The following is a 12,779-nucleotide window of genomic DNA, read 5'->3' as shown; positions in this document are numbered from 1 at the left end:
TCGTCATCGACCGCATGGCAGGATGCCATGGCTTCGTCACCACGAGGCAACCCAGGTCGCCCGCGAAGACGTTGACACGCGCGTCGCCGGTGGCGGTCCCGGGAACCCGTCCGACCAGTACGACCGTGACCCGGGAGTTGATCGTGACCATCCGTAGCACCGTTCGCCGCCCCGCCCGCACCCTGCTGGTGCCCGCGGCCGCTGCCGTCCTGCTGCTGTCCGCCTGTGGCGGCTCCGACGACGCCGGCTCGTCCGCCTCCTCGACGCCGGCCAGTTCGTCCTCAGCGGCGTCCTCGACGTCCTCGTCGTCCGCCGGATCTTCGACCGCGGGCAGCTCGGCGTCCGGTTCCGACGCCGCGACCGGCGTCACCCAGGCCGACATCGACGCGGCCAAGGAGACGCTCATCGCCGACGGGGTGCTGACCACCTGCACGCACCTGCCGTACGCGCCGTTCCAGTCGCCGGACGACGACGGCAACATCGTCGGCTTCGACGTCGACATGCTCGACCTGGTCGCCGAGCAGCTCGGGGTCGAGCAGACCATCGTGGACACCCCGTTCGAGGGCATCAAGAGCGGCCAGGACCTGTCCACCGGCAAGTGCGACATCGCCGCCGCGGCCATGAGCATCACCCCGGAGCGCGAGCAGGTCATCCTGTTCTCCGAGGGCTACTTCGACGCCAACCAGGCGCTGCTGGTGCGCACCGGCGACAGCTACACCACGCTGGCCGACCTGTCCGGCAAGCGGCTCGGGGCCCAGGCGGCCACCACCGGGCTGGAGTACGCGCAGGAGAACGCGGACGCCAGCGGGTACGAGATCGTCGAGTTCGAGGACCTGGCCGCCGAGCAGCAGGCCCTGGTCACCGGTCAGGTGGACGCGGCGATCAACGACCTCCCGGTGTGGAGCGAGTTCGTCAAGGAGCAGCCGGGTCGCGCCGAGATCACCGGCCAGTTCGACACCGGCGACCGCTACGGCTTCGGCATGAAGCTGGGCAACGACGCCCTCAAGCGCGTGGTCGACGGCACCCTCGAGGCCGCTCGCGAGGACGGCCGGTACGACGACATCTACGCCCAGTGGATCGGGACCACCCCCGGCAGCTGACCACTGGCCGCGTCGGCGGCACCGGTCATCCGTGGCGCGCCGCCCCACGGGTGACCGGCCCCGGCCGGGATCCCGCCCGCCGGCCCGGCAGCAGCCCCGGCAGCGTCACCGCCGGCAGCACCGTCCTCGCTGTCCCGCCCACCCCGGGGAGCCATCATGGCCACCACGTCCGGCACCACGCATCCGACTGGCCCGACCGGCGAGGCCGATGACCCGCCCAAGCCACGGATGACGCGCCGGCAACGGGCCCGGCTCAGTCGCGGCATCCAGTACGCAGTGCTGGTGATCGTGGTCGCGGTGATCGCCTTCCGCGCCGACTGGGGCAACCTGCAGCAGGCGTTCTTCAACACCGAGGTCATCGGGCGGATGTTCCCCCGCGTCCTGATCGTCGCCCTGGTCAACACCCTGCTGTACACCGCACTGGCGTTCGTCTTCGGCCTGCTGCTGGGCATCGTCATCGCGTTGATGCGGCTGTCGTCGGTCGGGCCGTACCGCTGGCTGGCCAGTGCCTACGTCGAGCTGTTCCGCGGACTGCCCGCGCTGCTCGTGCTGTTCTTCGTCGCCTACGGCATCCCGAACGCGTTCCCCGGCTTCACCCTGCCGTTCCTGGTCATGGTGACCGTGGGCCTGGGCCTGACCGCGGCGGCGTACATGTCCGAGACCATCCGGGCCGGCATCCAGGCGGTGCCGCGCGGCCAGGTCGAGGCGGCCCGGACGCTGGGCATGTCCCCGGCCCGGACCATGGTGACGATCGTGCTGCCGCAGGCGTTCCGCATCGTCATCCCGCCGCTGACCAACGAGATCATCCTGCTGACCAAGGACTCCTCGCTGGTCTACGTGCTGGGCGTGACCGCGGGACAGGTCGAGCTGACCAAGTTCAGCCGGGACATGCTGAACACCACCGTGAACAGCACCCCACTGCTCATCGGTGGGCTGCTGTACCTGTGCATCACGCTGCCGCTGTCGCAGCTGGTGCGCCGGCTCGAGATCCGTCACGCGAAGGCCAGGTGACTACCAGCATGACCGGGACCGACACCAGGAGCGCCGCGCCGGCGATCTCGATCCGTGGGTTGCACAAGTCGTTCGGACCGGTGGAGGTGCTCAAGGGCATCGACCTCGACGTGCCCGGCGAGGTCGTGTGCGTGATCGGGCCGTCCGGCTCGGGCAAGTCCACCCTGCTGCGCTGCGTGAACCTGCTGGAGACGCCCACCTCCGGGAAGGTCTTCGTCGGCCGGGACGAGATGACCGATCCCGACTGCGATCTGGACCGGGTGCGGCGCCGCATCGGCATGGTGTTCCAGTCGTTCAACCTCTTCGCGCACCTGAACGTGCTGCGCAACCTGACCATCGCCCAGATCAAAGTGCTCCGCCGTTCCCGCACCGAGGCCGAGGCGATCGCCCGCCGAACCCTGGACCGGGTCGGGCTGGCCGGCCGCGAGACCGCCTTCCCGGCGCAGCTGTCCGGCGGTCAGCAGCAGCGGGTGGCCATCGCCCGGTCGCTGGCCATGTCCCCGGAGCTGATGCTGTTCGACGAACCCACCTCCGCGCTGGACCCCGAGCTGGTCGGCGAGGTGCTGGCCGTGATGCGCGGGCTGGCCGCGGAAGGCATGACGATGATGGTCGTCACGCACGAGATGGCGTTCGCGCGGGACGTCGCCGACCGGGTGGTGTTCATGGACGGCGGCGTCGTCGTCGAGCAGGGCCCGCCGGAGCAGGTCATCGGTGACCCGCAGCAGGAACGCACCCGCGCCTTCCTGTCCCGGGTGCTCAACCCGACCGCGGTGGATCCGGCCGAGGAGGTGTCGGCCACGCCCGCCGGCGCCCAGATCGGCAGCCTGCACGTCGAGCCCGGCGCCGTCCCGGGCCACTGACGCCCCGGTCCCGTGCGCTCGCAAGGAGTGCCAGGATGAGGCCATGAGCGAGTCCGGACAGTCCGCCCAGCAGCAGTACACCGTCGACGACCCCCCGGACCTGCCGCTGCAGGTCCTGGAGGAGGACGAGACGGTGCCGCCGCGGCCGGAGGAGGAGCTGGCTGACGTCGAGCGCAGCGAGCCGCAGCGGTAGGGAGCGCCGGCGATCGGACGGGCGGCGCGGCGAGCACCGAACTCCGCGCGGACCGGTCCGATGCCGGCCAGGTTGGAGCCCAGAGCCATCCACAGGTCGCACACCGCCAGCCAGATCACGTTCAGCAGCGCGCGCACGACGGCCACGGCGCCGTACCGAGGTGGGCGGCGCACCGGAAGCCCGGGTGCTGACCGGTAGCATGGAGCGGCTGCGCTGTTCAGGTCAGGGGAACCGGGCGGGTGGCCACCACGAACGTCCGGCAGCGAGCGATGCGGCGCGCCCGGGCAGAAGAACCCGGAAGATCCCCACGAAGGAGCTCTGCCAGCGTGTCCGCCACCACTTCGGATGCCACCACTTCGGATGCCACCACGACCGGCGCCCGGACCACTCGCGACGACCTGCGCAACCTGGCCATCGTCGCGCACGTCGACCACGGCAAGACGACCCTGGTCGACGCCATGCTGTGGCAGTCCGGCGCCTTCCGCGAGGGATCCACCCAGAACGACCGGGTGATGGACTCCAACGACCTGGAGCGCGAGAAGGGCATCACCATCCTGGCCAAGAACACCGCGATCAAACGCAGTGGTGACGATGGCAATGAGATGGTCATCAACATCGTCGACACCCCCGGTCACGCCGACTTCGGCGGCGAGGTCGAGCGTGCGCTGTCGATGGTGGACGGCGTGGTGCTGCTCGTCGACGCCTCCGAGGGCCCGCTGCCGCAGACCCGGTTCGTGCTGCGCAAGGCGTTGTCCGCGCGGCTGCCGGTGGTGCTGGTCATTAACAAGACCGACCGCCCGGACGCCCGGATCGACGAGGTCATCGACGAGACCTACGCGCTGTTCCTCGACCTGGACGCGGACGACGACCAGATCGAGTTCCCGATCGTCTACTGCTCGGGTCGCGCCGGCCGGGCCAGCCTGACCAAGCCGGGCAACGGCGAGCTGCCCGACCAGGAGAACCTGGACGTGCTGTTCGACGTGCTGCTGGAGACCATCCCGGCGCCCGCGTACACCCCGGGCGCCCCGCTGCAGGCCCAGGTCACCAACATCGATGCGAGCCCCTTCCTCGGCCGGATCGGCATGTGCCGCGTCATCGAGGGCACCATCACCAAGGGTCAGCAGGTCGCCTGGATCAGGGCCGACGGCACCACCAGTCGCACCAAGATCACCGAGCTGCTGATCACCGAGGCGCTCACCCGGGTGCCGGTCGAGTCGGCCTCGGCCGGTGATCTGATCGCCGTGGCCGGCATCGCCGACATCACCATCGGCGAGACCCTGGCCGACGCGGAGAACCCGGTCGCGTTGCCGCCCATCACGGTGGACGAGCCGGCCATCTCGATGACCGTCGGCATCAACACCTCGCCGCTGGCCGGCAAGGACGGCGGCACCAAGCTGACCGCGCGTCAGGTGAAGAACCGGCTGGACACCGAGCTCATCGGCAACGTCTCCATCCGGGTGCTGGAGACCGAGCGTCCGGACACCTGGGAGGTGCAGGGCCGCGGTGAGCTGGCGCTGGCCATCCTGGTCGAGACCATGCGCCGCGAGGGCTTCGAGCTGACCATCGGCAAGCCGCAGGTGGTCACCCGCATCGTCGACGGCAAGAAGCACGAGCCGTTCGAGCGCCTCACCATCGACGCGCCCGAGGAGTACCTGGGGGCCATCACCCAGCTCATGGCCGTCCGCAAGGGCCGCATGGAGACGATGAGCAATCACGGCACCGGCTGGGTGCGCCTGGAGTTCCACGTGCCGTCGCGCGGCCTCATCGGTTTCCGGACCGCGTTCCTGACCGAGACCCGCGGCACCGGCATCGCCAGCGCCATCTTCGACGGCTACGGGCCGTGGGCCGGCGACCTGCGGGCCCGCCCCACCGGCTCGTTGGTGGCCGACCGGGCCGGCAAGGCAACCCCCTTCGCGATGTTCTCGCTGCAGGAGCGAGGCACCATGTTCGTCCCGCCGACCACCGAGGTCTACGAGGGCATGGTCGTGGGGGAGAACTCCCGCGCCGACGACATGGACGTCAACATCACCAAGGAGAAGAAGCTCACCAACATGCGGTCCTCGACCGGGGACGAGTTGGTGCACCTGGTGCCGGCGCGACTGCTGAACCTCGAGGAGGCCCTCGAGTTCTGTGCCGACGACGAGTGCGTCGAGGTCACCCCGACCAACGCCCGCATCCGCAAGGTCATCCTGAACGCCGGCGAGCGGGCCCGGTCCCGTACCCGCAACAAGACCAGCTGACCCGCGCCCGGACGGGACCCACCCGGTCCCGTCCGGCGCGCGGTGTCCGGTCAGCGGCGCGTGACCCGTTCGGCGGCGCGCCGCACCAGTTCCTGTTCCCGCTTCGTGGTCTCCCGCAGCCGGGTCTCGGCCTCCCGGCGCATCCGCACCGCGGCCCGGACCTCCGGGTCCTTGTGCACGGCCCGCACCTGCTGGTCCGAGAGCTCCTGCGTCACGGCGGATTCCGGCTGTCCTTCCGCGGATGCGCTCGCCGGGTCGGCCGGGGTGGCGCCGCCCCGCGCGGCCACCAGCTGCTCGACGCCGTCGAGCACCCGGTCGATGCTGAACCGGTACTCGGCGTCCATCACCGGACCCTCGAACGCCATCTGGGTCTCGTCCGGCGTGTACTCGCCGGCCCGCACGATCGGCGCCAGCGCGGGGAACCGGTCGTCGGTGACCAGCGTGCTGAGCGCGCCCACGGTGAGCCGCGGTTCGGTACCGTTCTCTCGCGCGGAGAGCAGTTCGGCCTCGTAGCCGCCGAGCACCCGGGCCAGCCCGGTCAGCGCGAGCAGCGTGGCCAGCTTCTCCTCGGTGTCCAGCGGCAACCCAGCCATCGCGCCGAGCGCGTAGTCGACCAGGTAGAGGTTGTTCGGCGTCATCGGCACCCCGCGGATGGGCAGCCGCGCGGCCCAGGGATGGGCCCGGATCCCGGTCATGCATGCGTCGACCAGCGCCCGCATCGCGGGCCGCCACGGTGTGCCCGGCTCCGGCCGGCTCAGCGGCACCGCATAGACCGCGTCCTCCATGAGCAGCAGCAGGTCGTCCTTGCTGGTCACGTACCGGTACAGCGACATGGTGGTGTAGCCGAGCGCGGCGGCCACGCGGGCCATGGACACCGCACCCAGTCCCTCGGCGTCGGCCATCTCGATCGCCGCGTCGACGATCTTCTCGATGCTCAGCTCCCGCCGCGGGCCGCGCTGCGGCTGCTCGGCGATGCCCCACGTCAGCGCCAGGGCGTGCGGCAGCACCGGCTCCTCGGACGGCGCCGCGCCGTTCCTCGACTCCATGTCCACGCATCGACCTCCGCCCGTCCGCTGATCCGCCGGACTGCGTACCACCTGCACAGCGGTCTATGACATACACAGTGGATGCCATACACTGAAGCGGCCGGTGCGGAGCGCGCCGATGCGGCCCAGCGACGAGGAGCCCAGCCATGGAGACCGCCACCGTCAGTGCCACCACCGCGGGAGCACCGACCGGTCCGACCGGTGCTCCGGCGGTCGAGATCCGCGGGCTGGTCAAGACTTTCGGTCAGCAGCCGGTGCTGCAGGGCGTCGACCTGACGGTGCGGCGCGGCCAGATCGTCGCGCTGCTGGGTCGCAACGGCGCCGGCAAGACCACGCTCATCTCCGTCCTGGCCACGCTGCTGCGGGCGGACGGCGGCACGGCCCGGGTGGACGGGCACGACGTGCGGACGGACCCGGACGCCGTGCGTCGGGTCATCGCGCTGACCGGCCAGTTCGCGGCGGTGGACGACCGGCTCACCGGGCGCGAGAACCTGCAGATGATCGCGGAGCTGGTCGGTTGGTCCCGACGGGACGCCCGGGCGACGGCGCTGGCCGCTCTGGAGCGGTTCGGCCTGTCCGGCGCCGCCCACCGCCGGGCGGCCACCTACTCGGGTGGCATGCGCCGCCGGCTCGACCTGGCCGCGGGGCTGATGTCGGAGCCCGCGGTGCTCATGCTCGACGAGCCGACCACCGGCCTGGACACGGTGAGCCGTCGCGTGGTCTGGCAGCACGTGCGCGAGCTGGCGGCCGCCGGCACCACGGTCTTCCTGACCACCCAGTACCTGGAGGAGGCCGACCAGCTGGCCGACCGGATCGCGGTGCTCGAGGGCGGCCGCATCGTGGCCGAGGGCACGGCGTCCCAGCTCAAGGCCCAGGTCGGGACGGACGTCGTCGAGCTGCGCGACGGGGACGACCGGCTGGTCCGGGAACTGGCCAGCGACGGCACCGCTGCTGACGTCCGTGCCCTGCTCGAGGCCGCCGCGAGCGACGGCCTGACCGACGTCCGGGTCAGCATCCGGCGCCCGTCCCTGGACGACGTCTTCCTCCGGCTGTCCGGCCAGGCGCCGGAGTCCCGCGGCGCGGAGCTCCCGGACCCGCGCTGACCCGCTGACCCGCGCTGACCCGCGCTGACCCGCTCCCTCTTCCCGACCACCCGGAAGGATCCCCATGTCCGTCATCGTCGATCGCGACACCGCGGGCCCGGCTCCGGCGGCCGCCGGGCCACCGGCCGCCCGCCGGGCGCCGCGGGTCGGACCCGTACGCAGCGGCTGGGTCTTCACCCGCCGCAGCGTCCTGCACTCCCGCCGCGACGTGGAGTCGCTGCTGATGGCGTTGATGCTGCCGGTGACGTTGATGCTGTTGTTCACCTACGTGTTCGGCGGCGCCTTCGACTTCACCGACGCCACCGGCCCGGTTCCGGCCGACCTGTCGGCCCGGGAGGTCTACGCGACCTTCGTGACGCCCGGCATCATCCTGCTCTGTGCGGGGTTCGGTGCCGCCGGGACCGCGGTGGCCGTGGCCGACGACATGCGCACCGGCATCGTGGACCGGTTCCGCAGCATGCCGATCCACAGCGTCGGAGTGCTGACCGGGGCCGTCGTGGCCAGCCTGGTCCGCAACCTGGTCGCCACGGCGCTGGTGCTGGGCGTCGGCCTGCTCGTCGGGTTCCGGCCCGACGCCGGTCCAGGGCTGTGGCTGGCCGCGATCGGGCTGGTCTCGCTGTTCATCGTGGCCATCACCTGGCTGTACGCGGCGATCGGGTTGGCCGCCGCGGGGCCCCAGGCGGCCAGCGGGTACGGCTTCGTCCTGCTCTTCCTGCCCTACCTGTCCAGCGCGTTCGTGCCGACCGAGACCATGCCCGCGGGCCTCCGGTGGTTCGCCGACCACCAGCCGATCACCCCGTTGGTCGACACGCTCCGCTCGCTGCTCATCGGGTTGCCGGCCCCAACCGGGTCGGCCTGGCTGGCGGTTGGGTGGTGCCTGGTCATCATGGTCGGCGCAATGGTGTGGGCCCGATGGATGTTCCCCCGCCGGGCGGTCCGCCGGTGACGATCTCGCCCGAGGTGGCGGGCTGACGGGCCGTCCGGCCCCGCCCGCTCCCTAGGGTGGGTCGGGTGCGGACCAGCCGGAGACCACCACGTCGGGTGGTCCGGTCGTCCCGCAGGGCGGCGGCGACCGGGATGCTGGCCCTCCTCCTGACCGCATGCACCCCGCCCGGGCTGCCGGCGCCCATCCCGCCCAGCGGGGAGGCCGCGCCGACGGCCGTGGCGCCGGTGCCGGGCTCGGTGGTGGTGGGGCTGGAGAGCACCCTGCCCGGGTTCAACCCGCACCTGATCGCCGACTGGTCCCCGGCCACCCAGGCGGTGGCCCAGCTGGTACTGCCCTGGCCGATGGTCACCGCCGCGGACGGCACCGTCGCGCCCGACCCGGAGGTCCTGGACGCGGTGGTGGTCACGCCCGAGGGCTCGGTGCCGCCGTCGGCGACGACGGACGGCGCCGGGACCGGGTCGGACGACCCGGACGCGGACAGCACCGACGAGGACGCCGGCCCGGACCGGCCTTTCACCGTCACCTACCGGCTCGACCCGGATGCCGCCTGGTCCGACGGCACGCCGATCACGGCCGAGGACTTCTCCTACCTGTGGACCGAGATGACCAGTGCCGCCGGCGCAGTCGCCCCGGCCGGGTACCGACTGATCACCGAGGTGCGCTCGCTGGACGCGGGCAAGACGGTCGAGGTGGCGTTCGCCGAGCCGTTCGACGACTGGCGGACGCTGTTCTCGCCGTTGCTGCCCAGTCATCTGGTCCGGGACGCCCCGGGCGGGTTCGCCGAGGCGCTGGCGGCGGGGGTTCCGGTCTCCGGCAACCGCTACAAGCTCACCGACGTCAACCTCGTCGCGGGCCAGCTGACCCTCACCCGCAACGACAAGTACTGGGCGGCGCAGCCCGGACCGGCCTCGGTGACGCTGCGGCTGGGCCGGCCGGCCGAACTGCTGGAGGCCTACCGCCGCGGCGAGCTGCAGGCCCTGCTGGTCGGCCCGGATCCGTCGGTCGCCGGGCTCTTCACCGTGGCGGTACCGGCCGACCGCCGGGTCCTGGTGCCACAGCCGGCCACCGTCCAGCTGGTCTTCGACGCCACCGCCGGTCCGGCCGCCGAGCCGGCGCTGCGCCGGGTGGTGGCCACCGCGCTGTCCGGGCGGGGCCTGGCCGACGCGATGGCCGGCAGCAGCGGCGCGGCCGCCCTGGTGCCGGCGGTGACCTCGCAGGTCAGCCTGCCGGCCGAGCCCGGGGGAACCGCCGCCGGGGAGCCGGCCACGTCGACGCCGGACGCCGGCGTCGACACTCCCGCCGGCCGCCTGCTGGCCGGTGACCTGGCGGCTGCCCGGGCCGGGCTGGCCGAGCTCGGCTGGTCGACCGACGGTCTGGTGGCCATCCGGGACGGCGAGGTGCTGCGGCTGCGTCTCGGGGTCCCCGCCGGCGACCCGCGGCTGACCGCCGCTGCGGCGGCCGTGCAGCAGCAGCTCGGCCAGGTCGGCATCGAGGTGGTGCTGCGCACTGACGACCCCACCACGTTGATCGACACCGCGCTGCCGGAGCACCAGGTCGACCTGGCGCTGCTGTCCGTGCCGCGCGGCGCGTCCGACGCGGTGACGGCGGCGTCGGCGTACACCTGTACCCCGCAGACCGGGCCGGACGACGGGTCCGCGGACACCGCGTCGGTCCCCTCCGGCGGCGACCGTGGCGAGTCCCGATCGGGCCACGCCGCTCCGACCGACGACCCCGATGAGGACGTGCTCGCCGCCGTCCGCGGGGCGAACCTGTCCGGCTTCTGCGATCCCGGCGTCGACGCGCTGACCGAGCAGGCCCTGACCATGCCCGACGGCACCCGACGCGCCGCCGCGCTGGCCGGGGTGGACCGGGCTGTCTGGCAGCAGCTCCCCGTCCTGCCGTTGACCCGACCGGGTGCCGTCTTCGCGGTCGTCGACCCGCTCACCGACCTGCTCAGCCGGCCGCACGACGGGTGGGACTGGACCGGGCCGTGGCCCACCGTGCCGGATTGGCTGAGCTGATCCCGCGATCGATTCGCGCTGGGTCACGGCGCAGTCACGATTGGGCCGCCGGCCCACAGGGGACTATCGTCTTGATCTCGGAACGCTCTCACGCAACATCCGCGGCCGACCGACGGAACCGCCACAAGTTCTTCCGTTGATCGTCCGCTCAGCGGAAGAGGATCCGAAGATCGCCCGGACTTGCGCACGCAGCGGCGGACTCGTCGCATCGTGGCCCCCGCCTGCCGGCGGACGTATGGTCGGTCGATGGTGGCCGCGGAAGCGGGCCGCGCATCGATCGGCTGGTCCGGGTGCACAGGTGCAGCGCGGCTGCGGCGTCCCGGCCGAGATCCGGTCGGACGGCGGCGCAGCCGAACGACGGAGGAGGACCGTTGAAGAGAACATCCAGGGGAGCGGGGCCGATCGCGCTGGCGCTCTCGACCGCAGCGCTGGTCGTGGTGGCGGGATGCACCACCTCGGGCGGGGGTGACACCACCACCACCTCGTCGTCGACGTCCGGGAGTGCGAGCGGGACCACCTCCGACTCTTCCGGCAGCGGCGGTGGCTCGGCGGACACCACCATCACCTACGCGGCGGAGCAGGACTTCTACGCGTACAACACCTTCACGGTCGACGGGAACGCCACCGCGAACCAGACCGTGCTCAACCAGGTGCTGCGTGGGTTCTCCTACGTGGACAACGAGGGTGCCGTCCAGATGGACACCGAGTTCGGCACCATCGAGAAGACCTCGGACGATCCGCTGACCGTGCAGTACACCTTCGCGGACGACGCCCGCTGGTCGGACGGTGAGCCGATCGGCTGCGCCGACTTCCTGCTCACCTGGGCGGCCGGCTCGGGCTACTACAACAAGGACGGCTCAGCCAACACCGGCGGCCGCACCGCCGAGTCGGAGAACCTGTTCGACTCCGCGTCGACCACCGGCCTGGACCAGACCGAGAAGCCGACCTGCGCCGACGGCGACAAGACCGTCACGCTGACGTACAAGGTCCCCTACGTCGACTGGAACGTCGCGATCGGCACGTCGGCTGGTGGCTCGTTCATGCCGGCTCACGTGGCCGCCGAGCAGGCCGGCACCGACACCGCCGGGCTGGTCGCCGCCTTCGAGAGCGACGACGCCGCGGTGCTCACCCCCGTGGCCGAGTTCTGGAACACCGGCTGGTCGTTGAACCCCGACCAGGGCCTGCCGGACGCGTCGCTCATCCCGTCCTCCGGCCCGTTCCTGATCTCGGCCTGGGACCCGGGCCAGTCGATCACCCTGACCGCGAACCCGGAGTGGTGGGGCACCCCGCCGGCCAGCAACACCGTGGTCATGCGCTTCATCGACCAGAGCCAGCAGGTCTCGGCGCTGCAGTCCGGTGAGGTCGACGTCATCGAGCCGCAGGCCAACCCGGACAGCCTGGCCGCGCTGGACGCCCTGGGTGCCGCGGTCGACGTGCAGACCGGTCCGCTGTTCACCTACGAGCACCTGGACCTGAACGTCAACACCGGCATGGCCAACGAGCAGCTGCGTGAGGCGTTCTTCAACTGCGTCCCGCGGCAGCAGATCGTGGACAACCTGATCAAGCCGTCGCAGCCGGACGCCGAGGTGCTGCAGTCGCTGATGCTGCAGCCGACCCAACCGGGCTACGACGAGCTGGCCGCCGGGGCCGGGTTCGAGAACTACAACGAGGTGGACCTGGACGCGGCCCGCGCCGCGTTCGCCGCGTCCGGCGCCGCGCAGGGCACCACCGTCCGGATCATCCACATCGATCCGAACCCGCGCCGCACCAACCAGGTGGCGTTGATCAAGGCGTCCTGCGACCAGGTCGGCTTCAACATCCAGGACACCCCGTTGGCCAGCGACGCCTTCGGTGCCGCCCGGGCCTCCGGAGACTACGACGTGGCCCTGTTCGCCTGGGCCGGTTCCGGTCTGTACGGGTCGATCTCGGCGCAGTACGCCTCCGCCGGCGCCGGTGGCGAGCAGAACACCGCCGGCTGGAGCGATCCGGCCGTCGACGCGGCGTTCGCGGCGGTCAACTCCTCGACCGACACCTCCGGCGTCGTCGATCAGCTGCTCATCGTGGACAAGGCGCTGGCCGACAACTTCTGGTCGATCCCGCTGTTCGCGTTCCCCGGCCTGGTGGCCAGCAACGCCGACGTCTCGGGCGTGCAGCTGAACGCCGGCCAGACCCAGGCCACCTGGAACATGCAGGAGTGGGCCAGGAACTGAGGTCACGCCCGCGGGTCCGGGAACCACCCCTCCCGGGCCCGCGGGCGTC

10 protein-coding genes are annotated in these 12,779 nt (G+C 71.9%); 9 read left to right on the top strand and 1 reads right to left on the bottom strand.

Going from position 1 to position 12,779, the window contains the following annotated elements; genetic code table 11:
- The first annotated feature begins 143 nt into the window (after window positions 1–143).
- The 5 genes from JL106_RS13495 (at window position 144) to typA (ending at window position 5,404) form a co-directional block, all read left to right on the top strand.
- Window positions 144–1,100, top strand: coding sequence for an ABC transporter substrate-binding protein (locus JL106_RS13495; protein ID WP_205261227.1), 957 nt, complete (start codon window positions 144–146; stop codon window positions 1,098–1,100).
- A 228-nt stretch (window positions 1,101–1,328) separates the two neighbouring features.
- Complete coding sequence (locus JL106_RS13490; protein ID WP_407940165.1) at window positions 1,329–2,111, top strand: amino acid ABC transporter permease; 783 nt, start codon at window positions 1,329–1,331, stop codon at window positions 2,109–2,111.
- Window positions 2,112–2,119: 8 nt separating this feature from the next.
- Window positions 2,120–2,971, top strand: coding sequence for an amino acid ABC transporter ATP-binding protein (locus tag JL106_RS13485; protein ID WP_205261225.1), 852 nt, complete (start codon window positions 2,120–2,122; stop codon window positions 2,969–2,971).
- A 43-nt stretch (window positions 2,972–3,014) separates the two neighbouring features.
- Complete coding sequence (locus JL106_RS13480) at window positions 3,015–3,164, top strand: hypothetical protein (RefSeq protein ID WP_205261224.1); 150 nt, start codon at window positions 3,015–3,017, stop codon at window positions 3,162–3,164.
- A gap of 269 nt (window positions 3,165–3,433) precedes the next feature.
- Window positions 3,434–5,404, top strand: a complete 1,971-nt coding sequence (gene typA, locus JL106_RS13475) for a translational GTPase TypA (protein WP_205261285.1) — start codon at window positions 3,434–3,436, stop codon at window positions 5,402–5,404.
- A gap of 50 nt (window positions 5,405–5,454) precedes the next feature.
- Here the strand turns inward: typA and JL106_RS13470 are convergent, their stop codons facing one another.
- Window positions 5,455–6,450: a TetR/AcrR family transcriptional regulator gene (locus JL106_RS13470; RefSeq protein ID WP_236007649.1), complete on the bottom strand. Its 996-nt coding sequence runs from the start codon at window positions 6,448–6,450 to the stop codon at window positions 5,455–5,457.
- A gap of 146 nt (window positions 6,451–6,596) precedes the next feature.
- On the opposite strand from JL106_RS13470, the gene JL106_RS13465 reads away from it, so the two are divergent.
- The 4 genes from JL106_RS13465 to JL106_RS13450 all read left to right on the top strand — a co-directional run bounded on the left by JL106_RS13465 (window position 6,597) and on the right by JL106_RS13450 (window position 12,730).
- The gene (locus tag JL106_RS13465) at window positions 6,597–7,553 is read left to right on the top strand and encodes an ABC transporter ATP-binding protein (protein WP_205261222.1); all 957 of its coding nucleotides are present in this window, start codon (window positions 6,597–6,599) and stop codon (window positions 7,551–7,553) included.
- 64 nt (window positions 7,554–7,617) lie between these two features.
- Entirely contained in the window at window positions 7,618–8,499 is an 882-nt protein-coding gene (locus JL106_RS13460) for an ABC transporter permease (RefSeq protein ID WP_205261221.1), read from the top strand.
- A gap of 131 nt (window positions 8,500–8,630) precedes the next feature.
- On the top strand, window positions 8,631–10,520 hold the full coding sequence (locus JL106_RS13455) for an ABC transporter family substrate-binding protein (RefSeq protein ID WP_205261220.1): 1,890 nt from the start codon (window positions 8,631–8,633) through the stop codon (window positions 10,518–10,520).
- Window positions 10,521–10,891: 371 nt separating this feature from the next.
- Window positions 10,892–12,730, top strand: a complete 1,839-nt coding sequence (locus JL106_RS13450; protein WP_205261219.1) for an ABC transporter family substrate-binding protein — start codon at window positions 10,892–10,894, stop codon at window positions 12,728–12,730.
- The last annotated feature ends 49 nt before the right edge of the window (window positions 12,731–12,779 follow it).

Origin of the sequence: Nakamurella leprariae, from assembly GCF_016918035.1 — a bacterium.
GTDB classification, from domain to species: domain Bacteria; phylum Actinomycetota; class Actinomycetes; order Mycobacteriales; family Nakamurellaceae; genus Nakamurella; species Nakamurella leprariae.
Note: the sequence above shows the minus strand (reverse complement) of the source record. Positions and strands in the feature narration are given on the sequence as shown.